This window comes from Streptomyces sp. NPDC040545, assembly GCF_055595065.1.
Genome location: NZ_JBVIWA010000034.1, coordinates 1 through 26,775, shown reverse-complemented (window position 1 = coordinate 26,775; position 26,775 = coordinate 1). Strand labels below are relative to the sequence as shown.

Below are 26,775 nucleotides of genomic sequence, written 5' to 3'. Positions count from 1 at the left end.
GTCGCACGGGTCGGCCACCAGCACCCTTGGCGCACTCCATACGTCCGCCCCGCCACTCTTCACGCGTTCCCTACGCGCGGGTGGGGGCGTGTTCAGGGGGCCGTCAAGAGGCGGCGCCCCGCGTTGCGCCGGCTCGGCGGAAGGGCAGGCTTGATCTGGGCGGGCGGGCCCGGCTGCGGCAGAAGGAGAGCAGAAGGAGAAGAGATCCCAGGAACGCGGAGAACGTGATCGGCCTGCTCATCGCCCTCGCGCTGCTCGGTTGTCTCGTGGCCGCACTGATCAGGCCCGAGAAGTTCTGAGCGACGCCCTTCGTCACGACCGGTCTTTTCCGGACGGGAGGCCTCACATGTCCGGCTACCTCCACCGGCTCCACGACCCCCTCGCACTGGTCGCGGCCCTCGTGGCCCCCTTCCTCGTCGCGCTCGCGCTCGTGCCCTTCCGTGCGGATCTTTCGGCGACGAACGAGGCGCTGATCATGGTCGTCGTGGTGGTCGCGGTCGCCGCCCTGGGTACGCGGACGGCCGGCGCGCTGGCCGCCCTGTCGGCGGCGGCCTGGTTCGACTTCTTCCTGACCAGGCCCTACCAGCAGTTCACCATCGAGGACGGTGGCGAGATCCAGACGGCGGTCCTCCTGCTCATCGTCGGGCTGATCGTCTCCCAGCTGGCGGTCCGTACCCGCCGGCTCCAGGCCGTCGCGGTCACGGACGCGGCGCACCTGTCGAGCCTCCAGGGAACCGCCCGCCTCGCCGAGGACGGCGGCCCGCCGGAGGCAGTGGTCGAGTACGTGCGCCGGGAGCTGGTGGGGCTGCTGGAGCTGCGGGGCTGCCGCTTCGAGTACGGCACCCTGATGGGACACCTGCCGCGGCTGGAGCACGACGGCAGCGTCTGGCTGCGCCGCGGCAGGCGGATCACCGAGTACACCGAGTGGCCGGAGGGCGACACCGAGCTGCGGGCCGTCGGCGGCGGCCACTACTACGGCCGCTTCCTCCTCGACGCACACCCCGGCGGGCCCCTGCCGCCCGAGGAGGCCCGTCTGGTGGCCGTCGCGCTGGCCGCGCAGGCGGGCGCCGCCCTGGACTCGGCCGGCCTGCCCCACCAGGTCTGATGCCCCGCAGGCGGCATGCGCCGTCAGAGCGGCGTCAAGAGTGCCCGTCCCCCCGTATGGAGCCCGTCAAGGCGTCTTAACACCCGGGTGAAGACACGGTTGTCTCGGCATCGGCCAACTGGCCGATTCATTACTTCCCACTTCACTCAGGAGCTCGCGATGGCCGACCTGGCCTTCGTCGTCACCACGGTCGCGGTGTTCGCGCTGGTGGCTCTCATCGCCCGGGGGGTGACCAAGCTGTGACCGTCGAGAACGTCGTCGGCCTCGTCGTGGCCGTCTCCGTGCTCGGATACCTCGTCCTCGCCCTCGTGTACCCGGAGAGGTTCTGAGCACCGAAATGAGCCCCGTCACCGCTGGTGTGCTCCAGCTGCTCGCGCTGATCGCCGCGCTGGCTCTGGCGTACCGTCCCCTGGGCGACTACATGGCCCGCGTCTACTCCTCCGAGAAGCACCACAAGCCGGAGAAGTGGATCTACAAGGCCATCGGCGCCAACCCGTCGGCCGAGATGCGCTGGCCCGCCTACCTGCGTGCCGTCCTCGCCTTCTCCGCCGTCAGCGTCCTGTTCCTCTACCTCCTGCAGCGTGTGCAGGGGATCCTGCCCGGCTCGCTCGGCTTCGTGTCGATCGACCCGGACCAGGCCTTCAACACCGCCGCGTCGTTCGTGGCGAACACCAACTGGCAGGCGTACTACGGCGAGCAGGCCATGGGCCACGTCGTACAGACCGGCGGCCTGGCGGTCCAGAACTTCGTCTCGGCGGCGGTCGGCATGGCCGTCGCGGTGGCCCTCGTACGGGGCTTCGCGCGCTCCCGCACCGGGGAGCTCGGCAACTTCTGGGCCGACCTGGTGCGCGGCACCGTCCGGATCCTGCTGCCGATCTCGGTGATCGGCGCGATCGTGCTGGTCGCGTGCGGTGCCATCCAGAACTTCGCCGGCATCCACGAGGTCGGCCAGTTCTTGGGCGGCACGCAGCAGTGGAACGGCGGGGCGGTGGCCTCGCAGGAGGTCATCAAGGAGCTGGGCACGAACGGCGGCGGCTACTTCAACGCCAACTCGGCCCACCCCTTCGAGAACCCCACCCCCTTCTCGAACCTGTTCGAGGTCTTCCTGATCCTGGTCATCCCCTTCGCGATGACCCGCACCTTCGGCCGCATGGTCGGAAACCTGCGCCAGGGCTACGCGATCCTCGCCACCATGGGTGTCATCTGGGTCGGCTTCACCGCGCTGATGATGTGGACCGAGTTCGCCCACCACGGACCGGCACTGCAGGCCGCGGGCGGTGCCATGGAGGGCAAGGAGGCCCGCTTCGGCGTCGGTGCCTCCGCGATCTTCTCGGTCGCCACGACGCTCACCTCGACGGGTGCGGTCAACTCGTTCCACTCCTCCTACACCGGTCTGGGCGGCGGCATCCAGCTGCTGGGCATGCAGCTCGGCGAAATCGCGCCCGGAGGTGTCGGTTCCGGCCTCTACGGCATGCTGATCATGGCGATCATCGCGGTGTTCATCGCCGGCCTGATGGTCGGCCGGACCCCCGAGTACCTGGGCAAGAAGATCGGCACCCAGCAGATCAAGCTCGCGGCCTGCTACATCCTCATCACGCCCGCGCTGGTCCTGTGTTTCACGGCCGCCGCGATGGCCCTGCCCACGCCGGGCAACTCGATGGCGAACCCGGGGGCGCACGGCTTCTCCGAGATCCTCTACGCCTACACCTCGGGCGCCAACAACAACGGCTCCGCCTTCGCGGGCCTGAACGCCGACACGCAGTGGTTCAACTCGACCATCGCCATCGCCATGCTGCTCGGGCGCTTCCTGCCCATGGTGTTCGTCCTGGCCCTGGCCGGCTCGCTCGCCGAGCAGAAGCCCGTCCCGGAGACGGCGGGCACCCTCCGTACCGACAAGCCGCTCTACGCGGGCCTGCTCGTCGGCACGATCCTCATCATCACCGGTCTGACCTACTTCCCGGCCCTGGCGCTGGGTCCGCTCGCCGAAGGGCTCGCATCATGAGCACCGCCACACCGACCCGTGCTCCGCACGACGACCTGCCGACCGGCCACAAGCCGCCTGCCGGCCGCGTGGGTGGGGGGCTGTTCGACCCCAAGGCGCTGCTGAAGTCCTTCCCGGACGCGGTCCGCAAGCTCGATCCCCGGGTCATGGTCAAGTCGCCGGTCATGTTCGTGGTCCTGATCGGGTCGGTCGTCACGACCGTCCTGGCGGTCACGGACCCGACGAACTGGTTCGGCTGGGCGATCACCGCCTGGCTGTGGCTGACCACCATCTTCGCCAACCTCGCGGAGGCCGTGGCCGAGGGCCGCGGCAAGGCCCAGGCCGACACCCTGCGCAAGGCCAAGACCGACACCGTCGCCCGGAGGCTGACCGGGTCGACGGGGTCGACCGGGTCGACCGAGGAGTCGGTGCCCGGCACGGATCTGCGGATCGGCGACCTGGTGGTCTGCGAGGCCGGGGACGTCATCCCCGGCGACGGTGACGTGGTCGAGGGCGTCGCGTCGGTCGACGAGTCCGCCATCACCGGCGAGTCCGCCCCGGTCATCCGTGAGTCCGGCGGCGACCGGTCCGCGGTCACCGGCGGTACGAAGGTGCTCTCCGACCGGATCGTCGTCAAGATCGCGACGAAGCCCGGCGAGACCTTCATCGACCGGATGATCGCCCTCGTCGAGGGCGCGGCCCGGCAGAAGACGCCCAACGAGATCGCCCTCAACATCCTGCTGGCCTCGCTGACCATCGTCTTCCTGCTGGCCGTCGTCACCCTGCAGCCGTTCGCTGTCTACGCGGACGCCGAACAGTCCATGATCGTCCTCACCGCGCTCCTGGTCTGCCTGATCCCGACCACCATCGGCGCGCTCCTCTCCGCCATCGGCATCGCCGGCATGGACCGGCTCGTCCAGCGCAACGTCCTGGCGATGTCCGGGCGGGCGGTCGAGGCCGCCGGTGACGTCTCCACGCTGCTGCTGGACAAGACGGGCACGATCACCCTCGGCAACCGCCAGGCCTCGGAGTTCGTCCCGGTCAAGGGAACGACGGAGGCCGAGCTCGCCGACGCCGCGCAGCTGTCCTCGCTGGCCGACGAGACCCCCGAGGGCCGCTCGATCGTGGTTCTGGCGAAGGAGAAGTACGGCCTGCGCGAACGCCACCAGGGCGAGCTCGCCGGAGCCGAGTGGATCGCCTTCACCGCCCAGACCCGGATGTCGGGTGTCGACGTGGACGGGCGGAAGACCCGTAAGGGCGCGGCCGGTTCCGTCATCACCTGGGTCCGGAAGCAGGGCGGCCAGGTCTCCGACGACGCCGACCTCCTCGCCAACCGCATCTCCGAGGCCGGCGGCACCCCGCTCCTGGTGGCGGTGGAGGACGGGAAGGGCGCCCGCGTCCTCGGTGTCATCCACCTCAAGGACGTCGTCAAGGAGGGCATGCGCGAGCGGTTCGACGAGCTGCGCCGCATGGGCATCAAGACCGTCATGATCACGGGTGACAACCCGCTGACCGCCAAGGCCATCGCCGAAGAGGCAGGTGTCGACGACTTCCTCGCCGAGGCCACTCCCGAGGACAAGATGGCCCTCATCAAGCGGGAGCAGGCCGGCGGCAAGCTGGTCGCGATGACCGGCGACGGCACGAACGACGCCCCGGCGCTGGCCCAGGCCGACGTGGGCGTGGCGATGAACACGGGTACCTCGGCCGCCAAGGAGGCCGGGAACATGGTGGACCTGGACTCCAACCCCACCAAGCTCATCGAGATCGTCGAGATCGGCAAGCAGTTGCTGATCACGCGTGGTGCCCTCACCACGTTCTCCATCGCCAACGACGTGGCGAAGTACTTCGCGATCATCCCGGCCATGTTCGCCGTGGTCTACCCGGGCCTCGACAAGCTCAACGTCATGGGCCTGTCCTCGCCGAACTCCGCGATCCTCTCGGCCGTCATCTTCAACGCGCTGATCATCATCGCGCTCGTCCCGCTCGCCCTCAAGGGCGTCCAGTACAAGCCGACCAGCGCGGACAGGATGCTCCGCCGGAACCTGGGGATCTACGGACTCGGCGGCCTGATCGCCCCGTTCATCGGCATCAAGATCATCGACATGCTCATCTCCCTCATCCCCGGAATCGGCTGAGCCATGAACAACTCTGTAAGCAACACGGCGCGCCTGCTCGGCGCGGGCCTGCGGGCCCTGCTGGTTCTGACGGTGATCTGCGGCGTGCTCTACCCGCTGGCCGTCACGGGGATGGCCCAGGCCCTGTTCAACGACAAGGCCAACGGCTCCGAGATCAAGGACAAGAGCGGCCGGGTCGTCGGATCCTCCCTCATCGGCCAGACCTACAACCTCCCGAAGCAGAACCCCGACGACCCGGAAGAGGCCGCCAAGCCGGACCTCAAGTGGTTCCAGCCGCGCCCCTCCAACGGCCTCGGCTCCAACAGCGTCAACACCCGGTACTCGCTGATCCTCTCCGGCGCCACCAACAAAGCCGCCGACAACCCGGACCTGGTCAAGCTGGTCGAGGACGCCAAGGCAGCCGTCATCGCGGACAACACGACGGCCTCGTACACGGTGAAGCCCGAGGACGTCCCGGCCGATGCCGTCACCTCCTCCGGCTCCGGCCTCGACCCGAACATCTCCCCCGCGTACGCGAAGATCCAGGTCCATCGCGTCGCCGAGCAGAACCAGCTCGACGTCGAGCAGGTCGAGAAGCTGGTGGAGAAGAACACCGAGGGCCGCACCCTCGGCTTCATGGGCGAACCGCGCGTCAACGTCCTCGAACTCAACACCGCGCTCAAGGCACTGGCCAAGAGCTGAGATCGAGCACGGCAAAGGTCTGGAGCCGGCGGGACGCACGTCTCCCCCAGCTACGGCTGGGCGGGGAGACCCGGCGTCCCGCCGGCTCCGCCCCGTACCCACAGAAAGAGGAAGGCCCCACACCGATGATCAAGGTGCTGGTGGTGGAGGACGACACCCAGCTCGTCCGCGCGCTGAGGATCAACCTGGAGGCAGGGGAGTTCGAGGTGCAGACGGCCTCCGACGGGAACACGGCCCTGAGGCTGGCAGCCGCACGCAAGCCGAGCGCCATCCTGCTGGATCTCGGCCTGCCGGACATGGACGGCCTCGACGTGATCAAGGGGGTACGGGAGACCAGCAGCGTGCCCATCCTCGTCCTTTCCGCGCGGCACACCTCCGAGGAGAAGATCCGGGCCCTGGACGCGGGGGCCGACGACTACGTCACCAAGCCGTTCAGCATGGACGAGCTCCTCGCCCGGCTGCGCGCCGCCGTCCGCCGCCGGGACGCTCCGGCGCCCGCCGACGAGATCGTCACGGTCACGACCGAGGACTTCACGGTCGACCTGGTCGCGAAGAAGGTCAGGCGCAACGGTCGCAGTGTCCGGCTGACCCCCACGGAGTGGCATCTGCTGGAGATCCTGATCACCCATCCCGGCAGACTGATCAGCCGGAAGCGGCTGTTGCTCGACGTCTGGGGGCCGGCGTACTCCGAGAACACCAACTACCTGCGGGTCTACATGGCTCAGCTGCGCCGCAAACTGGAAGCGGACCCCTCGCACCCGAGATACCTGATCACCGAGCCCGGTATGGGCTACCGCTTCGAGGGATGACGTCATGGGACGCGGCAAGTTTCGTATCTATCTGGGCTCGGCCCCCGGCGTCGGCAAGACGTACGCGATGCTTTCGGAGGGCCACCGCCGGGTGGAGCGGGGCACCGATGCCGTCGTCGCCTTCGTCGAGCACCACGACCGGCCGCGCACCGAGGTGATGCTGCACGGTCTGGAGCAGATCTCACGGCGCGAGTTGGAGTACCGGGGGTCCGCCTTCACCGAGATGGACGTGGACGCGGTCCTCGCCCGCCGCCCCGCCGTGGCGCTCGTGGACGAACTCGCGCACAGCAACGTGCCGGGCTCGCGCAACGCCAAGCGCTGGCAGGACGTCGAGGAACTGCTCACCCTCCCCATCGCCGCAGACGCCCGTCCGGTGGCCGGCGAACTCCCGGCCGGCGCCACGACTTGACCGGCGGCGGGTCGCACCGGCCGTCAGCTTCCGGCAGCCGCGCCGAACTCGGTGGTCAGGATCTCGTCGAGGACGCCCAGGCCGCTCCAGTCGCCGTTGACCTGGCCGGTGAGCAGGTGCTTGCCGTCACGGGAGCCCATGGCGCAGGTCCACGAGCCGTACGTCGCCCCCGCGTTGCCCCAGACCGTGGCGCCGGACGGCAGCGTCCAGGAGAACACGCCCAGGCCGTACCGGGTGCTCGGGATCCACGGGACGGGTCCTGTGGTGTCGACGGTGGTGAACATCTCCCGCTGCTGTTCGGCGGGCAGCAGGTGGCCTTGGAGCAGCGCGCCGAAGAAGCGCTGCAGGTCTCCCGTGGTCGACACGATGCCGCCGGCCGCCCATGCGAAGGACTGGTTCATGTCGGTCGCGTCGTGGATCCCGGGCGGGGTGTCGGAGACGAAGAGGGTGGAGTAGTGCCGGGGGTGCGGCCCTCGGACGGTCGGTTCCGTGTCGGGCAGGTAGGTCCCGGTCAGCCCCAGAGGGTGGACGATCCGCCGGGTGAGCGCTTCGGCGAGCGTCCCACCGGTGACCTTCTCGGCGATCAGGGCGGCCAGGAAGTAGTTGGTGTTGGAGTAGAGGAAGGCGTCCCCCGGGGCGAAGGGCGCCGGGGTGGCCAGACCGATCCCGATCAACTGCTCGGGGGCGTAGGTGTCGTAGCGGTGCCGGAACCACGCCGCGCCGATGCCCTTCTTGAAGAACTCCGCGTCGTTGCCGTAGTTGAAGATGCCGCTGGTGTGGTTGAGCAGCTGGCGGATGGTGATCGCACGGCCGTCGTAGCCGTTGCCCGCCACCATCCCGGGCAGCCACTGCTCCAACGTGTCGTCGAGGCTCAGCCGGCCTTCGGCCGCCAGCTGCAGGACGAGCGTGGCGGTGAACGCCTTGGTCGTGCTCCCGATCCGGAACCGCTCGGACCGCCGGCGTTCCTCCCCGGTCCCGGTGTCGGAGACTCCGGCCGAACCGAACCACGTGCCACGGCCGTCCCGCACTTCGACGACGATGCCGGGAGCGCCGCCCGGGGCGGTGGCGCGGTCCAGTGCGTGTCGCATCGCGGAGCGGTCGGGGGTGGTCGCGACGGCCGCTGCGGTCGCCTCGGTGGAAGAGTTGCTGGTCATGTCGGTGTTCCTTTCAGGAGTTCTGGTTCTGCCGATCGATCGGTCGGTCGGTCGGATCGGGGAAGGGGCGGCGTCAGCGCGCCAGGTGGGCGGGCTCAGGAATCCCGGTCGGTCGCGCCGTGGCACGCTCGGCCGCCGCGGCATGCTTGGCGGTCACGACGACTCGTGCGGTGGTCCCCGCCGTGAGCAGCAGCACCGCGGCGAGGGCGAGGAGGGTGGCGGTGTCCGGATGGACCAGGGACTGTCCGCGCCACGCCTGCCAGGTCACCACCGCGACCAGCCCCGTGTAGCCGAGGGCGGCACTGCCGACCAGGCGGGCCCGTACCTTCTCGTCGCGCAGCCAGACGCGCTCGGCGGCCAGGGCGGCCAGTACGGCGGTGATCAGGAGGAGTACCTGGATGCCGTGCAGGGCGAAGAAGTGCGGTACCCGGAAGTCGCCGCCGGTCACGCTCCAGTTGGTGAGGGGCATGCCGTGGCCGTCGGGGTCACCGATGCCGTGTCCCTGGTACATCTGCACGGAGTGGCCGTTGGCGTCGGTCACCGTACGGGAGTGGATCTCGGTGACCATCCAGAAGACCGGCACGACCATGCCGAAGGTGGCGAGCGCGAGACCGGAGCGGATGGCGCGGTTCAGTGCTGGTCCGCCCGTGCGCTGGATCAGGACGACGACGGCGAGGACCAGTTGCGCGATGACGATGACCATCACGCCGAAGGTGAGGAGCGGGACCAGGGCCAGGGTGACCGGGTCGGTCCGGTCCGCGTTGAAGTGGCTGAAGGTGCCGCGCGCCGCCTGGACCGTGATGGCTCCCACCTCGACGGTGGCGGCCACCGCGAAGACGGTACCCAGCCATCGTCCCAGCCGCCTGCCCCTGGTCAGCTTGGTCAGCAGCCATGCCAGCGTGGCCGCGTAGAGGCCGAAGGCGAAGCCGAACTTGAGCGGCTTGTCCCACACCGACTCGTCCAGCAGCGTCCGTCCGTCGACGACGGTACCGACGCCGGAGACGAGCACCAGGCCGAACATGAGGGCGGCGCAGACCGTCAGGGGCCGGTGCCAGGCACGCACGGGGGCGGGTAAGGACGTCATGGGAGGGCTCCGATCAGGGCGGTGAGCAGCCCTCGTCCGGGCCCGCTCGGTTCACGTCGCTTGTTCGCGAATGACTAAAAGCTAAATTGCTTTCACTCTTTCGTCAATCAAAGAATCGACCTCTCCTGCATTTATGCAGGCCACGGCGCAAATCTCTTGCAATGACCCTGAAGGCGAATGCAAATACGGCCTCCAGGGATTTGCAATGAACTGGCTGTGAAAGCAATACTGGGCGCCCACGCGGACCTGACACGGAGGCAATGCCGATGCCCGGAGGCAGACTGACCCACGGCGAACGGCTGGAGATCGCCAAGGGGTTGGGGGAAGGACTCAGCTACACCGACATCGCCGGCCGCCTGAACCGGCCCATCTCCACGGTCTCCCGGGAGGTGGCCCGCAACGGCGGCCCCGCCGCATACCGGGCCGACGCGGCCCATCGCGCCACCACGGGCCGCGCCCGCCGCCGCAAGCAGCCCCCGGCCGCCTCGCCGACGGCCTCCCCGAGCGCGGGCGACGCGCACGGACGCGACCCGGAGGCCGTCCTCGAACTGGAGGAACAGTTCACGGCGATGATGGTCGGTACGGGTCTCCCGCGGATGACCGCCCGAGTGCTGACGTGCCTGTACGTCACCGACGGAGGCAGCCTGACCGCCACCGAGCTCGCCCAGCGCCTCCAGGTCAGCCCCGCCTCCGTCTCCAAGGCCGTCGGCGAGCTCGAACAGCAGGAGCTCATCAGGCGCGAACGCGACCCCGGGCGGCGGCGCGACCGGTACGTCATCGACGCCGATGCCTGGTTCCGCGGCTGGATGGCGAGCGCCCGGCAGAACGCCATGCTGGCCGACTTCGCCCTGCGCGGCGCCGAGGTCCTCGGCACCGCGACACCCGCCGGCACCCGGATGCAGGACATCGGCCACTTCTTCGAGCACGTCGGCCGGACCATGATCCAGGCGGCCGAGGAATGGCGGCAGGCGGATACCCGGAGGCGAAGCGCACCCGAGTGACCAGCACCGGCAAGGACACCCAGGGCGGAGCACGGGGCGGGCGCGGCCGCCTGGGCTGATCATCCGTTCGGACGGTGAGGGGGAGCATGATCGACGTCGACGGATATCTGGCCGTGCTGAAGGTGGCCCGGCCGACGGCCCCCACCCTCGGCCTGCTCGGCGCCGCCGTCCAGCCCGGCTCCCGCACCCAGGCGGCGCTCAGTTGATCGCCGTCACCTCGGGCTCCGCGCTCACCGGGGCCGCGGTCACGGCTCCCGGCAGAGCGGATCGTCGAGGCCGTCACGGAAGCCGGATACACGGCCATCCCGCTGGCCTGACCCTCCGCGGGCCCGTCGGCTCAGAGCTTCGGGTTCGCGTCGATCTCGGCGATCAGGCCCTCGACGAGGCCCTTGATCTCGTCGCGGATGGGGCGGACAGCCTCGACGCCCTGTCCGGCCGGGTCCTCGAGCTGCCAGTCGAGGTAGGTCTTGCCGGGAAAGTACGGGCAGGCGTCGCCGCAGCCCATGGTGATGATGTAGTCGGACGCCTGCGCGGCCTCCGGGGTGAGGACCTTGGGCGTCCGGTCGGAGATGTCGATGCCCAGCTCGGCCATGGCGGCCACGGCGGAGGGGTTGATCCGGTCACCGGGGACGGAGCCCGCGGAGCGCACCTCGACGCGGTCTCCGGCGAGGTGGCGCAGGAAGCCGGCGGCCATCTGCGAGCGGCCGGCGTTGTGGATGCAGACGAACAGCACGGACGCGACAGGAGTGGACGGCATCTTTCTTCCTTGGGGTGAAGTCAACTGCGGGGCCGGCCGGTGACGACGGGAGAGGCATCGCCGCAACCGGCCACGGTGGTGGGTTCGGTGCCCCCGGGCTCCAAGACATCAGCCCAGACTGGTATCAGCATCGAATGATGTGACAATATCAGTCCATGATGACGTCAGTCGACACTGAACTGATCCGGGTGCTGGCCGACCCGCTCAGGCTCCAGATCGTGACCCTCCTCGCCAAGGAGACGCTCTGCACCACCCATCTCGTGGAGGAGACGGGCGCCAAGCAGACGAACCTCTCGAACCACCTGAAGGTGCTGCGCGAGGCCGGGGTCGTGGACACGGAGCCATGCGGGCGGTACGTCTACTACCGCCTGCGCCCGGAAGTCATCGAGGCCATCGCCGGTCAGTTCGCCGACCTCGCCCGGACCGCCCGCGCCACCGCCGAAGCGAACCTCAAGCGCTCCTGCCCATAGCGCTCCCGCCCATAGAGGGTGCCCGCTCACCGCCTCACCTGCCCGAGGAGAACCGTTGTCCGTCACCGAGCCCGTCGGCGCCGCCCCCGCAGCGGCGTCCGGCACAGCCGCCGACGCGCCCCGGCCCGCGCCCGGCGCGACCCCGCCCCGGACCCCGCTGATCGCCCGCGCCGCCGCCGAGCTCGTCGGCACCGCCGCGCTCGTGGCGGTGGTGGTCGGCTCCGGCATCCAGGCCACCGAGCTCAGCCAGGACGTGGGCCTGCAGCTGCTGGCGAACTCCCTGGCCACCGTCTTCGGCCTCGGCGTACTGATCGCCCTCCTCGGGCCGGTGTCCGGCGCCCACTTCAACCCGGCCGTCACCCTGACCGAGTGGTGGACCGCCCGACGCGGGGGCGCCGGTGTCACCGCTCGCGAGCTGGCCGCGTACGTGCCCTCGCAGATCACCGGGGCGATCGCGGGCGCCATCCTCGCGGACGCGATGTTCGGCGAACCGCTGGCGCGGTGGTCCACCCACGACCGCTCCGCTGGGAACCTGCTCCTCGGCGAGGTCGTCGCCACGGCCGGCCTGATCCTGCTGATCTTCGGCCTGGCCCGCACCGACCGCCTGCGCTTCGCACCGGTCGCCGTCGCCTCGTACATCGGCGCCGCCTACTGGTTCACCTCCTCGACCTCCTTCGCGAACCCGGCGGTGACGATCGGCCGCGCTTTCACCGACACCTTCGCGGGCATCGCCCCAGCCTCGGTCCCGGGCTTCATCGGCGCCCAGCTCGCCGGCGCCGTCGTCGGCCTGGCCCTGGTGGCGGTCATCTTCATGCGCGGCAGGACCAGCGACCCCTACACGCCGGCCGCACGGGTCAGGAGCTGAGCCATGGCTGCGAGGACCGCCGGCTCCACCCGGTAGTAGACCCAGGTGCCGCGCCGCTCGGAGGAGAGCAGTCCGGCTTCCTTGAGCTTCTTCAGGTGATGGGAGACGGTCGGCTGCGAGACACCCACGTCGGAGATGTCGCAGACGCACGCCTCGCCACCCTCGTGCGAAGCCACCGCGGAGAAGAGCCGCAGGCGCACGGGATCACCCAGGGCCTTGAACATCGTGGCCGTGCGCTCCGCCTCGTCCGCGGTCAGCGGGCGCTCGGTGAGCGGCGGGCAGCACGGCACGACAGTGTCCGGCTCCAGCAGCGGCAACGCGTTCACATTCGACATGTATCTATGTTGACACATGTCGAACCAGCCAGCCAGAGAGGTCTCAGCCGCGACGACATCGACGCGTTCCGTCGAAACGAGCTACAGATTCGATGAACGTCTATGTTGACGCTCATCGAATAAGGGGTCATGCTGGCCACACAAGACATCGACAGATGTCGAAACACCGAGGAGTCGACCGTGAACGCGCCTGCCGACATCGAGCTGCCCGTCGTCGTCATCGGAGCCGGCCCCATCGGCCTGGCCGCCGCCGCACACCTCATCGACCAGGGCATCGAGCCCCTGGTCCTGGAGGCCGGACCGGTCGCCGGCAGCGCCGTGCGGGACTGGAGCCACGTACGGCTGTTCTCCACCTGGGGCGAGGTCGTCGACCCGGCCGCGGAAAAGCTCCTGGCCCTCACTGGCTGGGTGAAGCCGGAGGCGGCCGGCTACCCGACCGGCGGCGACTGGGCCGAGCGGTACCTGCAGCCGCTGGCCGCAGTCCTGGGCGAGCGCGTCCGCGTCGGCGCCCGCGTCACCGGTGTCTCCCGCCTCGGGCGTGACCGGGTCGTGGACGCCGACCGCGAGACCCAGCCCTTCACCGTTCACATCGCACGCGCCGACGGCAGGGAGGAACGGCTGACGGCCCGCGCCGTCATCGACGCCTCCGGCACCTGGTCCACCCCCGGCCCCATCGGTGGTGACGGCCTGCCCGCCCTCGGCGAGCGCGCCGCCGCCGACCGCGTCTCGTACCGCGTCCCGGACCTGAAGGACCCCGCTGTCCGCGCCCGCTACACGGGCAAGCGCACCGCCGTCATCGGCTCCGGTGCCTCCGCGTTCACCGCGCTCGCCTACCTGGCCGACCTGGCCGAGGACGAAGCAGGCACCCACACCACCTGGATCCTGCGGCGCGGTATCAGCGGCTCCACCTTCGGCGGCGGCGAAGCCGACCAGCTGCCCGCCCGCGGCGCCCTCGGCCTCGCCGCCAAGGCCGCCGTCGACCACGGCTACGCCGACGCCGTCACCGGCTTCCGCACCACCGCCGTGGAGAAGACCGGCGACCAGCTCGTCCTCGTCGCCGAGGACGGCCGCCACCTGGACCCGGTCGACGAGGTCATCGTCCTCACCGGCTTCCGCCCCGACCTCACCTTCCTCGACGAGCTCCGCCTCGGCCTCGACGAGCGCCTCCAGGCCCCGACCGGACTCGCCCCTCTGATCGACCCCAACCAGCACTCCTGCGGCACGGTCTACCCCCACGGTGTCAACGAGCTCGCCCACCCGGAGAAGGACGTCTACCTCGTCGGCATGAAGTCCTACGGCCGCGCACCCACCTTCCTGGCCATGACCGGCTACGAGCAGGTCCGTTCCATCGCCGCCGCACTCGCGGGCGACATGGAGGCCGCCGAACGCGTCGAGCTCGCCCTCCCCGAGACCGGCGTGTGCGGGGGTGCGGGCCTCTTCGACGAGCCCGAGGCCGCCGAGGCGGCCGGTGGTGGCTGCTGCGCGGCGCCCCCCACCCTCACCATCGGTGCCCCCGTCTCTTCCGGCGGCTGCTGACCGGCGAAGTGACGCGCCTTCACAGCCGCACGGCCACGATCGCGTGCCGCGCGGTCCGGGAGCAGGTCACCAGGCGACGTGGCGGTAGTCCTTGAGCAGGACGCCGTGGATGGGGCTGCCGGCCTGCCCCTGCAGGATGGGGTGGTAGATGCGCGCAGCCCCGTCGATGACGTCCAGGGGCGGACGCCACCCCGTGGCTGCGTGCCGCTCCCGGGCGGGCAACGGCTTCTCGTCGGTGACCCAGCCGGTGTCCACGCTGCAGGTGTGGATGCCTCGGGCGGCCAGGTCCGTCGCGCTGGTTCGGGTGAGCATGTTGAGTGCGGCCTTGGCCATGTTGGTGTGCGGGTGACCGCTGGTCTTGTTGCGGGCGGCGAACTGGCCCTCGACGGCGGAGACGTTGATCAGGTAGCGGCGCGCGTGCGGCGACGCCTCCAGCAGGGGCAGCAGGCGGTCGGCGAGGAGGAACGGTGCCACGGCGTTGACCAGCTGGACCTCGAGGAGTTCGGCCGGTTCGACCTGGCCGAGCCGCAGGGTCCAGGAGTTGCTGTCGCCCGTCTCCTGCAGGAGCCCCGCCTCGTCGGTGCGCTCCTGTGGGTCCGGGTCCGGGTCGGAATCCATGGCGAGGGCGCCTTCGGCCGCACTGCGCGAGCCGGTGAGGGCGCCGGTGAGGGCGCCGGACGCCCGGGGGCGCGCGGCGAGTTCCGCCGTCAGAGGGAGTGCCGCGGCGTGCGATCCGGGAACGGTGAATCCGGGAGCGGTCCAGATCTCCGGCGCGGTGGAGGGCCGGGCCCTCACGACGGCGGCGGCCTCTGCCGCTACCAGCGCGCGGTACGCCCGGGGGGACCGGTGCAGTGTCTGGGCGGCGTTGTTGACCAGGATGTCCAGGGGCGCGGCCTGGCCCAGCAGGTGGTCGGTGAGGGCGAGTACCTGTCTGGGGTCGCGCAGGTCCAGCGCGGCTATCCGCAGCCGGTGCCACCAGTCGGCGGCACCGGGCACCGCGGCGAAGCGGCTCGCCGCGTCCTGGGGGAAGCGGGTGGTGACGGTGAGTTCGGCTCCGTCGCGCAGCAGCATCAGGGCCAGGTGGAAGCCGATCTTGACCCGCCCGCCGGTCAGCAGTGCACGCCGGCCGGTGAGATCGGTCCGGGCGGTGCGCCGGGTGAGGTTCTCCTCCGCGCAGCCGGGGCACAGCTGGCCGTAGAAGTGGTGGACCTGCCGGTAGTGGTTCTTGCAGACGTAGCAGCGTTGGGGGCGGTTGAGCAGTCTGCGCGGCCCGTCGCCGTCCGGTGCGGGGCCCGGCGGCCAGCGGGTCACCGCACCGGGACCGCTGTGTCCCTGGACGTACTCGTGCGGGGACAGGCCCGATCGGTGCGGGGTCTCGGCCGACAGTGCCGCATCCATGATCCGGTCGGGCGCTCCGGTCGCGGTGGTGGCCAGCACCTTCGCGTCGGCCGCCGCCCGGACGGCCCTGCTCGCGGCACGCCTACGGCGCCGCCCGTCCCGGACGAGGTCGCTGGCCGCCTGTTCCAGCAGGCGGCGGCGCTCGTCCTCCAGCGGCAGGTCGCATGCCTGGCCCAGCAGGTCCAGGCATGCTCGTATCGCTTCGTTCTCCATGGGATACCCCTCCGTGTGGTGTTGCGTCAGTACCGGGGCGCCGGCAGGACCTCGAGGGAGTCGTAGTTCCAGTCCCGGGAATTGTTGCGGAAGCCCGGCCACGTCACGGTGGTGTCCGTGCCCGTAATGTGCGCCGTCAGCGCCCAGCAGTCGTCAATTCCGCACGTGCACGACGACAGCAGCTTTTCTCCCCGGCCTTGCCCCGCGGGAGTAGGGAGCCGCACCGCAGCGCCGCCGTCTGCTCTTCGAATTCGACTGCTCCGCGCGGCCCGAAGAAACTCGCCAACAAAATGCTCCGTTTGCAACCCCCTGCCGGCGGCGTCCGCCCTGTGCGGGGTCAAGGGATGCGCGCAGCGAAAGCTCCTGGTAGACGAGTTCTCGACCAAGATCACCCGTGTCCACCAGGAGCTTTGCATGCTCACCCATCTTGTCGTGCGTGAATTCCTCGTCACATACGAGGAGCCGATTCGGAGCACGAGGGACGTGGGCGTGCGGTTCCGGATATCGCGGCTCGGCCGCACCAGCGTGGTGTACCAGTTCCAGGTGAGATCCGAGGACGGCCGTTGTGTTCATGCCCACGGCCATCGGGTACAGGTCCGGGTGGACCCGGAAACGTCGCGGCCTCTCGCCTTCAGCGACGAGCTGCGGGAAACCGCGCGTGGGCTCATGCAAGGGCTTCATTCCACTGCGGCCGATCCCTCCAGCCGGTCCAGCCCGTACCGCTCCGCCCACGTCCGCCAGACAAGACGTGGTTGTCCACGGCGTCGATCAACGTGCCGTCGACATCGAACAGGACATACCTCATCGCGCCAGACCGGCCAGGTTCACTGATCACGTGCCGGTCTTGCCATCTGGCTCTGAGCGGGAAGTCCGCGGGAAGAGCCGTGGCTCACCTCGTCATCCGGGACACGCTGCTGTTGACTCACCGCGGTCACGAGGGTGGAGGATATGTGAGCCAGGTCGGGGTCTGCAGGCATGAAGAACGTTTCGACTCCGGCCAGTTCGTGGTTCATGCGGGCCATCGGCATTTCGTAGTCCAGGTCGGCGACGCCACGGACTCCGCGGATGACGACGTCGATGCCGGCTCGGCGGCAGTAGTCGACCAGCAGGCCGCCGGTGTGGGAGTCGACCGTGACGTTGCCCAGGTCGGCCGCTGCCGCGCGGAGCCGGTCCAGCCGTTCGGCGATGGGGAAGCGGCCGGTCTTGTTCGGATTGAACATCACGCAGACGACGACCTCGTCGAACAGGAGGGCGGCGCGGCGGAGAACGTCCTGGTGCCCTTGGGTGATCGGGTCGAAGGATCCGGGGAAGAGGGCTCGCATGATCGGGAAGAATAGCAAGCGGCGGCCGGTCCCGGCCGGGCGGTAAGTCGGTTGCGACCGCGGAGCGGCGACTGACACGGTGCGGGTCCCGTCCCTGACACGAGGTTCGTATGACGATCTACTTCCACGGTGCCGGAGAGGTTCCCTACGGCTGCTTCTCCAACTTCTCCGCACACGGCGTGGATCTCGACGGACACTGGTGGCCGACCACGGAACACTACTTCCAGGCACAGAAGTTCACCGGAACCCGTCACGCCGAACTCATCCGCCGGGCCGGCACCCCGCTGCGCGCGGCGGAGCTGGGCCGTGACCGGTCGAAGCCGATGCGGCGGGACTGGGAACGGGTGAAGGACGACGTGATGCGCCGCGCCGTGGCGGCCAAGTTCCGCACGCACGCCGACATCGCCGCGATCCTGCTGGCCACGGGAGACGAAGAGATCGTCGAGGACACGACGTCCGACCACTACTGGGGACGCGGCCGGACGGGGACCGGAAAGAACATGCTCGGCCGGATCCTGATGCGCACGCGCAGCCATCTCTTCGCCGAACGCGGACCCGGCGAAGCGGGTGACGGCCGCGCTCGCCGGGAGCACGTCATCCGGCCGTGAGCCGCTCGTGCAGGTCTTGCCCGAAGCGCGTCCGGTACACGCCGTGGACCAGGGCTGCCGGGGACCGGTAGCCGGCATGCTCCGGGCGGCGGACCTGCTCGTCCCACTGCGTCACCTCCTGCATGAGGGGTGGGGGGCGCCCCAGGTACGCCTGTGCGGCATCCGGCAGTTCCCAGATCCCCTCGACCGTCGCACGCCAGAACGCGCGCCCCTGGCCGACCACCCACATGCAGAGGTCCTCGGTGCTGTCCTCGGACCAGACCGCTCCGTCGACCGTCACGCCTTCCGAGAAGTCGATCAGCGATTCGGCGGCCTCCAGGTACGCCAGCGCGTAGGCCTCCAGAACGTCTCCCGGCTGCGACCCCAGCCATGACTCCAGGGCGGACAGGCTGGGCCTGGCCGTGTCCAGGACCTCCCAGAACCACCCGGGAACGTCCCCCGTCTCCATCAACTCCTCCTCCAGCGGTCTACGTTGAAGGCGGGAGCGGCGATCACCGGTGTTCGAGCCACGCGCGTGCCTCCGTCTCCCGGCCGGTCATGCGCCGAAGGACCCCGTAATTGTGCCTGCCGTCGGGATTCCCGCTGTGGGCGGCCTGCCTCAGCCGCGGTTCGGCGCCGACGAGGTCACCCCGCTCGGCCAGCAGCACGCCGAGGTTGGTGGCGGCGCTCGCGTACCCGGAGTCCGCGGCGTGGCGGTACCAGCGCTCGGCCTCCGCGACGTCCGAGTCCGCTCGAGACAGATCGCCAGGTTGTACGCGGCACGGGAATTGCCGGCCTCGGCGGCGCGGCGCCACCATGACTCGGCCCGGCCCCTTCCCGGGAAGGGCACGTACCGGACCCTCGACCAGCGGTTGCGGGGACGATCCCGAAGCAGTCGGTCGGCCGGCTCCTTGCGCGTGGTGATGCCGAGCTTGTTGCCGACCGCGAGCGGGTCGCCCTCGGCTCCGCCGGTCGTTGCGGACCACGTACGGGATCTTGAGACCACGAGCAGCCCGTGGCAGGCTCATGCCGCATGATCGATGAATTCGCGAAGGACAACCTGCACGGGAGACTGCGGCGGGACCGCCAGGCGCTGCTCTGGAAACTCGACGGCTTGTCCGAATACGACGCCCGCCGGCCTTTGACGGCGACCGGGACCAACCTCCTCGGCCTGGTCAAACACGTGGCCACCGTCGAGGCCCGGTACTTCGGCGAGGTCTTCGACCGCCCTTCCCCGGAACCGCTGCCCCGGTGGCAGGACTCCGACGGCAGCGATCTGTGGGCGACCGAGGACGAGACCCGCGATCAGATCATCGGGTTCTGCCGGCGCACGTGGGAACACTCGGACGCGACGATCAACGAGCTTCCCCTCGACGCCCCCGGCCACGTGCCGTGGTGGCCCGAGCCTTATGCCGACACGAACCTGTTCGCCGTCATGGTCCATGTCCTCGGCGAGTCCATCCGGCATGCCGGGCACGCCGATATCCTGCGCGAGGGCCTCGACGGCCGGACCGGCTTGCGCGCCGAACTCGAGAAGCAGGTCGACGAGGAAGCCCGCGCAGCCCACTGCGCGAAGATCGAGCAGGCCGCCAGGTCGGCCGCACCGATCAGTCAAAGCAACCCGACCCATGGCAACCGGTCTACCGTGTCGCCATTCCTTTCGGACCCTTTCCTGCTCGGTCACTCGTCGGCGACCTCCGCCTTCGGGGGATCGACGCCGAAGGCCAAGGCCCGCCCCGCGAGTGGTTCGCCGCACGGACGCCGGGCAGCAGAGCCGTAGATCATTCTCGTGGTAGCGTCCCGGCGGAGGCCCATAGGTGCCCACCCCGGACGAGATGTGCGCCGTACCCGGCCCGCCAAGACGACGCACGCAGGAGGCGTCATGGCTGCAGGTACATCCTTCATCGATTTCGATAGCCCGGCTTCTCGGCCCCGCGAGTTGGACGTCCGCTGGATCCACGGCTCACCATCGTCCAAGCACAACACCGACCCGGACATCCAGGTCCATGAGTACGACGAGCACACGGTCATCCTGCGGCAGAACATGGCGATCAACTACGAAGCGCCGTTCCTGTTCCTGCTGTTCGGCAACGACCGGGCCGTGCTGATCGATACCGGGGCCACAGCGTCGAGCGCGTACTTCCCCTTGCGCCTGGTGGTGGACCAGCTCGTCGACAGCTGGCTCACCCGCCACCCCCGCCAGGAGTACCACCTGCTCGTGCTGCACACACACGCCCACGGCGACCACATCGCGGGCGACGGCCAGTTCGCCGACCGTCCGGACACCACGGTGGTCTCAGCAGAACCCCCCGCGGCCTGGAAGTATTTCGGCTTCGACGAGAACCCCACCGCCACGGCGAGCGTCGATCTGGGAGGCCGCAGGCTCGAATGCCTGGCCACCCCCGGGCACCACGAGGCAGCCGTCACGTTCTACGACCCGTGGACCGGGTTCCTGCTCACCGGCGACACGGTGTATCCGGGCCGCCTCTACATCCAGGACCGGAAGGCCTTCGCCCGGACCATCGACCGCCTGATCGAGTTCTGCGCAAGCAGACCGGTCACCCACGTCATGGGCTGTCACATCGAGATGACCACCGAACCGGGCGTGGACTACCCGATCCGCACCACCTACCAGCCCCACGAACCGCCACTGCAGATGACCACCGGCCACCTCCACGAGATCCGCGCCGCACTCGACGAGATCGGCGACCGGCCCCGCCGGCTCGCCTTTCCTCTCTTCGTCCTCTGCCCGGACGACTGAGCCACGCCCAAGACACACGCACGACCGGCCCGGAAGCACGGCGACGCCAAGCCGCTTCGAGTGCACGGTCAGTCGGCAGTGAGGACGTCGGAGAGACTCAGGGCGGGGCGGCCGAGCACGGCCGTCAACCTGCGCTGCTGACGCCCGGTCAAGGTGGCCACGAAGACCACTGCGTCAGCGCCGGCCTGGTCGCAGGCCTGAGCTACCTCGCGGACTTTTCCGTCACTCAGCAGGGTCCGCGAGGAGTAGGGCAGAGCCATCTTCCGGACCCCGCCGGCCGAAACGCCTCGTCGCTGCACAATCTGCACGGCGACCCGAGCGCCCCGGACCTTCCACGGCCCCGGCTCCCTGCGGGCCACCGCCGTACTGGAGGTGCTGTCGCCGAACCGGGCCCGCGCCGAGACCAGCTTCACCTACCCCTACACCTGCCGCCAAGTGCCGATCAGGAATCGGAGCGGAATGCCCCGTGGACGCGCAGGTCGCCGTTGATCGCCACCTTCCCGTCGTTCGTGTGCATGATCCAGGCGCCCCCGGCACGGACCGACAGATGGGCGCCGGCGTTCACCTTCCCCTGCAGGCGCGACTCGCCTTGAACGCGCAGCATGCCAAGGGTGGTGAGGTCGCCGGTGACCGTGACCGTGCGGTCCGCCTTCACCTCGCCCTCGGCATCCAGTCGGCCGTGGACGATCAGCCGCGGCGGGCCGTCCTGCGTCTCCAGGACGTTGTCGACGCTCAGCCCGCCCTGGAGGGTGAGGCGTTCCGTGACCTGGGCCCGGTGGGTGACCACGTCGTTCAGGTCGGCCTTGTCGGCCGCGACCGTGCCCCACTGGCGGCTCCCCGCGCCCTGGAACACGTTCATCCCGGAAGCCGGGAACTCGATCCAGCCGTCGGCGGCCGTACGGCCCTGCACCCACTTGGTGTTGATGCCGTTCAGGTCCGCGAGATCGGCGGCGACGGTGCCCCAGTCCTGCTTTCCGTCCTTGCGGACGTTCACTCCCGATTGCGGGAACTCGACCCATCCCTTGCCCGAGTCCCGGTCCCCCACCCACTGGGTGTTGATGCCGTTCACGCTGATCTTGTCGGCCGTGACGGTCCCCAAGTCGCTTCCGCCGCCGCGGCCGACCCTGATTCCGTCGGACGGGAACCCGATCCACCCGGCGTCACTCTCGCGCCCCCGGACCCGTGCCGCGGTCACGGTCTCGACGTCGGCCTTGGCGGCGGAGAGGGTGCCGAGGCCGCCCTCGGCGTCGCGGATCTGGGCGCCCTGCGTGGTGAAGACGATCCGGCCCCGGTCCGTCGTGCCGTCGACCCACGGGCTGTGCACACCGGTCGTCGCGGTGACGCTCTCGAACTCGGGGCTGCGCAGGTGGACGGTGGTGGTGAGGAAGTACCCGGGCTGCTGCCCGCCCGGGGAGGTGGCGATCAAGGTGTACGTGGCGTCCCGCTTCGGCTCCTGGCCCGCCGCCGGCGACCACTGCCAGCCGGTCGCGCCCCGGGTCGGCAAGGCGTTCTCCGTGGATCCGTCCGGACCCTGGATCCGGTAGGTGAGGGTGTCGGGCCCGTCCCACTGCAGGACGACGTCCTGGCCTCCGGCCACCAGCGTCCGCTTCGCACGGAAGTTGCGGGGGACCTTGGGCAGCTGCTTCAGCAGGCTCAGGGTCACGGGGGTCTTCTTCACCCAGGCGCCGTTCGCCGCCCTCTCCGTCACGCGCAGCAGCACCAGTCCCGATGCGCTGGAGACGGGGAAGCCGTCCAGGACCAGGGCCATGGAGCCGGCCTCCTGGAACAGCGTGTTCGGCCGGGCGGTCACGGTGAGGACGCCCGTGCTGTCGTCCCAGGCGACGATCGGCTCCTCCCCCTTCTTCGTCGCGGTGTTCCGCTCGACCCGCGCGGTGATCGTCTTCGGATGTGCCGTCAGATCACCGTCCGCCTGGCCGCAGGGCACTCGTATCTCGATGGAGTACCAGATCACTTCGTCCATGGTCGGGTTGGAGACGACGATGTAGACCGATCCGTGGCGTTCCTCGCCCGCGACCGGCACCTGGAGCGGAGCCGGATCGGTGAGTATTTCGTAGTGCAGAGAAGCCATCGCTGAAGACCCCCTGATCACGCTGTCCGACGCTTGCCCCCGACGGGCGTATCCCCTCCAGCACAGCACTCACCGGACAACGCGACACCCGGATCCGCCCTAACCGGCGCGAAACAGATGTTCGCTGGCCGAATCGGGAATCTCCCACTTTCCGAGAGCTCGGCTCACGGCCGCGGCACCATCGGCCGGGGCACGGCCCGACTCCGGGCTACCGGTGGTCGGGAACGTACCGGTAGCCGACGCGGCGCACGGTGGAGATGCGGTCCCGGTGAGCGGGGCCGAGCTTGCGCCGCAGCCTGGCCACGTGGACGTCGACGGTACGGCCGTCGCCGATGTGCCCATATCCCCAGATGCCCGTGATGAGGGCATCACGCGTGTGAACCGTGTACGGGTGCGCCACGAGGTAGGCCAGGAGGTCGAACTCCAGGTAGGTGAGGTCGAGTTCGCGTCCGTCGACCTCGATCAGCCGGCGTGCGCGGTCGACGCGGATCGCGCCGCCGGAGTGATCGGGTTCCAGGTGCCGAGCCGCTTCCGGCTCGGGGGCCGGAGGCGTTCCGAGCCCCAGGGGACGGATCTCCGGGCGTATGCCGTGCGCGCTCATCACCGCCACCGGGTCGACGTTCGCGGGCAGGAACACGAGGTATCCGACACGGCCGCCCTCGCTCTCGCGGACAGGGACGGGGACGGGGGCGGGGACGGCGGGCGGACGGTCGCCGACCAGCTGGAGGCGCGGGGCCGGGGAACGGCGGAGGTCGGGTACGGGAATGGCGGTGGTCACGATGAGCCCCTTCGGCTGCTCGAAGTCGGATACGGATGCCGGGTGTTCGGCCACGACGGGGCAGGGGTCTCCGCGGCGGATGCGAGCGGAAGGGTCGGCGCGCCGTACGCCGGGCGGACCCGTACGGCTCGCAGACCGGGGCACGACGAGCGCGGCGCACAGAGAGACGAACGGCGGCCGGCACTCCGGCGCGCGCGAGGGATCGCCCTGTCGAAGAAGCCCTAAACGGGTCGGCAGACGGCGCTGGCGACGCGACGGAAGTCGACGTGCCTGCGGCGTACGAGCAACGGCTGCGACGGGGACATGGCCACATGGTGGGGTGCGCGGCAGGCGCGCGTCAACACTTCCCTACTGATTTCATAGGAAATCTCTGCCGACCCCCCTCTGACCTGCATCGTCTTTCATTTCGAGATCGAAGTGTCCATGATCCGGTCACGCTCTTGCCGGGAAGGCCGCTTCGGGCAAGGATTCCCTATCACTCCGATGGGAAAAGTAGGGATAGGGCGGAGTGCGGTCGCGCAGTGCACTGACGCTGCCTTCATCCGCCAGGCTCGGCCCTTCCCCGCCTCCCACCCCTCGCGCCCCTCCCGCACGTTCAGCAACCGGCCGACGCCGCCCGACCATGTTCCGGAGCAGCCGACATGACGACCGCCATCCCCCATGGCACAGCTGGCCACCCAGCTCGCACACCACGCGCCGACGCTCGGGCCTGTCGGTGACGCCGGTGCCGACGACACCGGGCACCGCCGCCCACCGAGCCGCCGACGCACAGCGCCGCGCACTCCTGCGTACCGCCCGCGACGTGGCGGACGACCTCGCAGCGGACGCCATCGTCCGCGACCAGGCGGGCAAGGAGCCGACCGACGAGACGGCCCGGCTGCGCGAGGCCGGCCTGCCGGCGGCCCTCACTCCGCCCGGGCCGGGCCGTGGGACGGACTGGCGTACCGGATGCGCCGTCATACGGGAGATCGCCGCGGCGGACAGCTCTGTCGGCGACGTACTCGCCCGCCACTACGCGCACACGTGGAGCGGACGCTTCTACGCGGGTCCCGAGCACGCGGCCGCCCTCGAAGAGGAGTCGGTGCGCGAGCGGTGGCTGTGGACCGGCGCGGTCCGCACTCCTTGGCCCGACGACGACACCGAGGGACCGGACCTCACGCTGAGGCGGCACGCCGCCGGCTATCTGCTGAGCGGGCGCCGGGCCGTGGACACGGCGGTGGCCACGGCCGACCAGATCGTGGTCGACGCCGTGTGCGCCGCGAACGGTGAGGTCCTGGTCGTACGGATCCCACCCGGCGTACGGGGCGTGACCGTCGTGCCCGCCCACGATCGCCTCGGGCAGCGCGTCGCCGGCGCGGGCGAGGTCGTCCTCGACCGGGTCACCGTCACCCCCGAGCAGGTGCTGGGCCGCCGGCCGCACGACGAGGAGTCGACCGCACCCTTCACCGCGCTCGCGGAGCCGGCGCTCCGGCTCGCCCTGTGCCACGTCGGCCTCGGCATCGCCGAGGGCGCCCTCACCGAGGCGCGCGACCTCAGCAGGGGCGGCCGCGCACACCGGCTTCCCGGCGAGGACCCGGACCTCTTCCTGACCTACGGGGAACTGGCCTCCGCCGCCCAGACGGCCACCGCCGTGGTCGACCGGGCGACGGACGTGATGGCGCAGGCCCTCGACACGGGGCCGCACCTCGACGCGGAGGGCGCCGCGGGCGTCGCCGCCCTGGTCGCCACGGCCGAGACCGTGACGTCGAAGGCCGCCCTGCGCATCACCGCCCGGGTGCTGGAGCTCGCCGACGCGCCCGGCTTGGACCGGTTCTGGCGCAACGCCCGGGTCCTGACGGCCCACCGCCCCGTCGCGCACCGCCTGCGCTCCATCGGCGAGCACTACCTCAACGGCTCCCACCGCGCGGTGGCGGCCTTCCGCTGACGCACGGCACGGCACGGCACCTCACAGCACGGCACGGCTCCGGTCGCGGGGTGGAGACGTGCCCCCGGCTGCCGGGTAGGCGCACCCGGCAGCCGACTGCCACCCATGGCGGACACCGCCCGCAGCCATGCCAGATAATGTCCGTATGCGGATCTCAGCCAGGGCGGACTATGCGGTACGTGCCGCGCTGCAGCTTGCCGCGTCACAGGATGACGGGCCGGTGAAGGCCGAGGCCATCGCCGACGCCCAGGACATCCCGCACAAGTTCCTCGAGGGCATCCTGAACGACATGCGCCGGGGCGGTCTCGTGCTCAGCCAGCGGGGCGGGAACGGCGGCTACCGGCTGGCCAAGCCCGCCCGGTCCATCAGTGTCGCGGATGTGATCCGCGTCGTGGACGGGCCGCTCGTATCGGTGCGCGGGGTCCGCCCGCCGGACCTGTCCTACACCGGCCCCGCCCAGGCGCTGCTCCCCCTGTGGATCGCGCTGCGGGCCAATGTGCGCGAGATCCTGGACGGCGTGACGCTCGCCGATGTCGCGTCGGCCGATCTGCCCGCTGACGTGTCGGCACTGGCCGACACCCCCGGCGCCTGGACCAATCCCTAGCCCCACGCCCTTCGGCCCACCTGCACGTTCTCACATGTCGAGAGGCCTGCATCCAACATGCGGACAGCCTCTTGGGGTGAGTCTCGGCCTCTGCCAATATGCCTACCAACCAGGTGGGAAAACTAGGAATCCAGGGAGGTGGCCCGTGCGAGCACTGCACCACGCAGGCCGGATGCTGCCTCTGACCTCCCGCCGGCACATCGACCTGGTCCGTACCTCCAGCGCCATCTGTCAGCCCGGCTGACACACCTCGCCGGACCCGGCCGCACACGCAGGTCACCACTGGGCGCTGCCCCGGGCCCCTCGGCCGACCTCACCCACCGCCTGCCTTCGAGCGCCGGCGTCCGCCATACCCTCCCCGGCCCGCGGCCGCGAACCCGCCGACGGCCGGGAGTGACTTGCGTGTGTGCCGATGGCTTCGCGCCGCCCGTCTCCGTCCCCGCAGCTCCCTGAACCCCATCCCGTGAAAGGACACCTCGTGTCTGCCGCAAGACCGCTCACCGCCCTGCGTGCCATCGCCGTCACCGCGACCCTTCCGCTCCTGCTCACCGCCTGCGGCTACGGCTCCGAGGCGAAGAAGGAGGACGACAAGTCCGCCAACACCGCGGTCGATGCGGGCAAGAAGCTGTCCGCCTCCGAGGTCCGTATCGGGTACTTCCCCAACCTGACGCACGCCACCGCCCTGGTCGGCCTCCAGGAAGGCCTGATCGAGAAGGAACTGAGCGGCACCAAGATCAAGCCGCAGTCCTTCAACGCCGGCCCGTCCGAGATCGAAGC

General features: G+C 70.1%; 29 protein-coding genes, 3 pseudogenes and 1 riboswitch. Of the genes and pseudogenes, 20 read left to right on the top strand and 12 right to left on the bottom strand.

What is annotated here, in order from left to right; genetic code table 11:
• Positions 1-80: 80 nt before the first annotated feature.
• From kdpF to ACZ573_RS36750, 8 genes and pseudogenes are all read left to right on the top strand, one after another.
• Complete coding sequence (kdpF, locus tag ACZ573_RS36785) at positions 81-299, top strand: K(+)-transporting ATPase subunit F (protein ID WP_471312976.1); 219 nt, start codon at positions 81-83, stop codon at positions 297-299.
• Positions 300-346: 47 nt separating this feature from the next.
• The gene (locus ACZ573_RS36780; protein WP_471312974.1) at positions 347-1,105 is read left to right on the top strand and encodes a DUF4118 domain-containing protein; all 759 of its coding nucleotides are present in this window, start codon (positions 347-349) and stop codon (positions 1,103-1,105) included.
• A gap of 239 nt (positions 1,106-1,344) precedes the next feature.
• Entirely contained in the window at positions 1,345-1,434 is a 90-nt protein-coding gene (locus ACZ573_RS36775; protein ID WP_471312972.1) for a potassium-transporting ATPase subunit F, read from the top strand.
• A gap of 8 nt (positions 1,435-1,442) precedes the next feature.
• Positions 1,443-3,107, top strand: coding sequence for a potassium-transporting ATPase subunit KdpA (gene kdpA, locus ACZ573_RS36770; protein WP_471312970.1), 1,665 nt, complete (start codon positions 1,443-1,445; stop codon positions 3,105-3,107).
• Positions 3,104-5,221: a potassium-transporting ATPase subunit KdpB gene (gene kdpB / locus ACZ573_RS36765; RefSeq protein ID WP_471312968.1), complete on the top strand. Its 2,118-nt coding sequence runs from the start codon at positions 3,104-3,106 to the stop codon at positions 5,219-5,221. The genes kdpA and kdpB overlap by 4 nt, the downstream gene beginning before the upstream one ends.
• A gap of 3 nt (positions 5,222-5,224) precedes the next feature.
• The gene (locus ACZ573_RS36760; protein WP_471312966.1) at positions 5,225-5,902 is read left to right on the top strand and encodes a potassium-transporting ATPase subunit C; all 678 of its coding nucleotides are present in this window, start codon (positions 5,225-5,227) and stop codon (positions 5,900-5,902) included.
• A gap of 125 nt (positions 5,903-6,027) precedes the next feature.
• The gene (locus tag ACZ573_RS36755; protein WP_471312964.1) at positions 6,028-6,711 is read left to right on the top strand and encodes a response regulator; all 684 of its coding nucleotides are present in this window, start codon (positions 6,028-6,030) and stop codon (positions 6,709-6,711) included.
• A gap of 4 nt (positions 6,712-6,715) precedes the next feature.
• A pseudogene (locus ACZ573_RS36750) lies at positions 6,716-7,066 on the top strand (histidine kinase); the annotation flags it as partial.
• A 77-nt stretch (positions 7,067-7,143) separates the two neighbouring features.
• On the opposite strand, the gene ACZ573_RS36745 reads toward ACZ573_RS36750, so the two are convergent.
• Positions 7,144-8,274: a serine hydrolase domain-containing protein gene (locus tag ACZ573_RS36745; RefSeq protein ID WP_471312962.1), complete on the bottom strand. Its 1,131-nt coding sequence runs from the start codon at positions 8,272-8,274 to the stop codon at positions 7,144-7,146.
• 73 nt (positions 8,275-8,347) lie between these two features.
• Positions 8,348-9,358 (bottom strand): hypothetical protein, encoded by a 1,011-nt coding sequence (locus ACZ573_RS36740; RefSeq protein ID WP_471312959.1) that lies wholly within the window; start codon positions 9,356-9,358, stop codon positions 8,348-8,350.
• Between the two features lie 266 nt (positions 9,359-9,624).
• On the opposite strand from ACZ573_RS36740, the gene ACZ573_RS36735 reads away from it, so the two are divergent.
• Complete coding sequence (locus ACZ573_RS36735) at positions 9,625-10,359, top strand: GbsR/MarR family transcriptional regulator (protein ID WP_471312957.1); 735 nt, start codon at positions 9,625-9,627, stop codon at positions 10,357-10,359.
• A 337-nt stretch (positions 10,360-10,696) separates the two neighbouring features.
• On the opposite strand, the gene ACZ573_RS36730 is transcribed toward ACZ573_RS36735, so the two are convergent.
• A complete protein-coding gene (locus tag ACZ573_RS36730; RefSeq protein WP_471312954.1) occupies positions 10,697-11,116 on the bottom strand; it encodes an arsenate reductase ArsC in 420 nt (139 codons plus the stop codon).
• A gap of 155 nt (positions 11,117-11,271) precedes the next feature.
• Here ACZ573_RS36730 and ACZ573_RS36725 point away from each other — a divergent pair, with 155 nt between their 5' ends.
• Together ACZ573_RS36725 and ACZ573_RS36720 are read left to right on the top strand one after the other, a co-directional pair.
• Complete coding sequence (locus tag ACZ573_RS36725; RefSeq protein WP_471312952.1) at positions 11,272-11,586, top strand: ArsR/SmtB family transcription factor; 315 nt, start codon at positions 11,272-11,274, stop codon at positions 11,584-11,586.
• A 55-nt stretch (positions 11,587-11,641) separates the two neighbouring features.
• Positions 11,642-12,451: an aquaporin gene (locus tag ACZ573_RS36720; protein WP_471312950.1), complete on the top strand. Its 810-nt coding sequence runs from the start codon at positions 11,642-11,644 to the stop codon at positions 12,449-12,451.
• Here the strand turns inward: ACZ573_RS36720 and ACZ573_RS36715 are convergent.
• Complete coding sequence (locus ACZ573_RS36715; protein ID WP_471312948.1) at positions 12,421-12,786, bottom strand: ArsR/SmtB family transcription factor; 366 nt, start codon at positions 12,784-12,786, stop codon at positions 12,421-12,423. The genes ACZ573_RS36720 and ACZ573_RS36715 overlap by 31 nt on opposite strands.
• A gap of 180 nt (positions 12,787-12,966) precedes the next feature.
• On the opposite strand from ACZ573_RS36715, the gene ACZ573_RS36710 reads away from it, so the two are divergent.
• The gene (locus ACZ573_RS36710) at positions 12,967-14,322 is read left to right on the top strand and encodes an NAD(P)-binding domain-containing protein (RefSeq protein ID WP_471312946.1); all 1,356 of its coding nucleotides are present in this window, start codon (positions 12,967-12,969) and stop codon (positions 14,320-14,322) included.
• Between the two features lie 66 nt (positions 14,323-14,388).
• On the opposite strand, the gene ACZ573_RS36705 is transcribed toward ACZ573_RS36710, so the two are convergent.
• Positions 14,389-15,933, bottom strand: a complete 1,545-nt coding sequence (locus tag ACZ573_RS36705; RefSeq protein ID WP_471312944.1) for an SDR family NAD(P)-dependent oxidoreductase — start codon at positions 15,931-15,933, stop codon at positions 14,389-14,391.
• A gap of 126 nt (positions 15,934-16,059) precedes the next feature.
• On the opposite strand from ACZ573_RS36705, the gene ACZ573_RS36700 reads away from it, so the two are divergent.
• Complete coding sequence (locus ACZ573_RS36700; protein ID WP_471313006.1) at positions 16,060-16,764, top strand: acyl-CoA thioesterase; 705 nt, start codon at positions 16,060-16,062, stop codon at positions 16,762-16,764.
• Here ACZ573_RS36700 and coaD read toward each other — a convergent pair.
• Entirely contained in the window at positions 16,758-17,255 is a 498-nt protein-coding gene (gene coaD, locus ACZ573_RS36695; RefSeq protein WP_471312942.1) for a pantetheine-phosphate adenylyltransferase, read from the bottom strand. The genes ACZ573_RS36700 and coaD overlap by 7 nt on opposite strands.
• A gap of 110 nt (positions 17,256-17,365) precedes the next feature.
• Between coaD and ACZ573_RS36690 the strand changes: the two genes are divergently transcribed.
• Positions 17,366-17,863, top strand: a complete 498-nt coding sequence (locus tag ACZ573_RS36690) for an NADAR family protein (protein WP_471312940.1) — start codon at positions 17,366-17,368, stop codon at positions 17,861-17,863.
• Here ACZ573_RS36690 and ACZ573_RS36685 read toward each other — a convergent pair.
• Both ACZ573_RS36685 and ACZ573_RS36680 read right to left on the bottom strand, forming a co-directional pair.
• Positions 17,850-18,311, bottom strand: coding sequence for a hypothetical protein (locus ACZ573_RS36685; protein WP_471312938.1), 462 nt, complete (start codon positions 18,309-18,311; stop codon positions 17,850-17,852). The genes ACZ573_RS36690 and ACZ573_RS36685 overlap by 14 nt on opposite strands.
• Positions 18,312-18,354: 43 nt before the next feature.
• Positions 18,355-18,660 carry a hypothetical protein gene (locus ACZ573_RS36680; protein WP_471312936.1) on the bottom strand — a complete coding sequence of 102 codons (306 nt, stop codon included), beginning with the start codon at positions 18,658-18,660 and terminating at the stop codon, positions 18,355-18,357.
• 215 nt (positions 18,661-18,875) lie between these two features.
• Between ACZ573_RS36680 and ACZ573_RS36675 the strand changes: the two are divergent.
• Both ACZ573_RS36675 and ACZ573_RS36670 read left to right on the top strand, forming a co-directional pair.
• Positions 18,876-19,451 (top strand): annotated as a pseudogene (locus ACZ573_RS36675) (DinB family protein); the annotation flags it as partial.
• Between the two features lie 194 nt (positions 19,452-19,645).
• Positions 19,646-19,713: riboswitch (guanidine-III (ykkC-III) riboswitch) on the top strand.
• An 11-nt stretch (positions 19,714-19,724) separates the two neighbouring features.
• Positions 19,725-20,603 carry an MBL fold metallo-hydrolase gene (locus ACZ573_RS36670; RefSeq protein ID WP_471312934.1) on the top strand — a complete coding sequence of 293 codons (879 nt, stop codon included), beginning with the start codon at positions 19,725-19,727 and terminating at the stop codon, positions 20,601-20,603.
• A gap of 68 nt (positions 20,604-20,671) precedes the next feature.
• Here ACZ573_RS36670 and ACZ573_RS36665 read toward each other — a convergent pair whose 3' ends face one another.
• The 4 genes from ACZ573_RS36665 to ACZ573_RS36650 all read right to left on the bottom strand — a co-directional run bounded on the left by ACZ573_RS36665 (position 20,672) and on the right by ACZ573_RS36650 (position 23,775).
• Positions 20,672-20,863, bottom strand: a complete 192-nt coding sequence (locus tag ACZ573_RS36665; protein WP_471312932.1) for an HflX-like GTP-binding protein — start codon at positions 20,861-20,863, stop codon at positions 20,672-20,674.
• A gap of 182 nt (positions 20,864-21,045) precedes the next feature.
• Complete coding sequence (locus ACZ573_RS36660) at positions 21,046-22,692, bottom strand: hypothetical protein (RefSeq protein ID WP_471312930.1); 1,647 nt, start codon at positions 22,690-22,692, stop codon at positions 21,046-21,048.
• A gap of 208 nt (positions 22,693-22,900) precedes the next feature.
• Positions 22,901-23,470: a winged helix-turn-helix domain-containing protein gene (locus tag ACZ573_RS36655; protein ID WP_471312928.1), complete on the bottom strand. Its 570-nt coding sequence runs from the start codon at positions 23,468-23,470 to the stop codon at positions 22,901-22,903.
• Positions 23,471-23,691: 221 nt separating this feature from the next.
• Positions 23,692-23,775 carry a putative leader peptide gene (locus ACZ573_RS36650; protein WP_351157052.1) on the bottom strand — a complete coding sequence of 28 codons (84 nt, stop codon included), beginning with the start codon at positions 23,773-23,775 and terminating at the stop codon, positions 23,692-23,694.
• 419 nt (positions 23,776-24,194) lie between these two features.
• On the opposite strand from ACZ573_RS36650, the gene ACZ573_RS36645 reads away from it, so the two are divergent.
• From ACZ573_RS36645 to ACZ573_RS36630, 4 genes and pseudogenes are all read left to right on the top strand, one after another.
• Positions 24,195-25,394, top strand: coding sequence for an acyl-CoA dehydrogenase family protein (locus tag ACZ573_RS36645; RefSeq protein WP_471312926.1), 1,200 nt, complete (start codon positions 24,195-24,197; stop codon positions 25,392-25,394).
• Between the two features lie 145 nt (positions 25,395-25,539).
• Positions 25,540-25,998: an RrF2 family transcriptional regulator gene (locus ACZ573_RS36640; RefSeq protein WP_471312924.1), complete on the top strand. Its 459-nt coding sequence runs from the start codon at positions 25,540-25,542 to the stop codon at positions 25,996-25,998.
• Complete coding sequence (locus ACZ573_RS36635) at positions 25,925-26,242, top strand: putative leader peptide (RefSeq protein WP_471312922.1); 318 nt, start codon at positions 25,925-25,927, stop codon at positions 26,240-26,242. The genes ACZ573_RS36640 and ACZ573_RS36635 overlap by 74 nt, the downstream gene beginning before the upstream one ends.
• Before the next feature lie 234 nt (positions 26,243-26,476).
• Positions 26,477-26,775 (top strand): annotated as a pseudogene (locus tag ACZ573_RS36630) (sulfate ABC transporter substrate-binding protein); the annotation flags it as partial.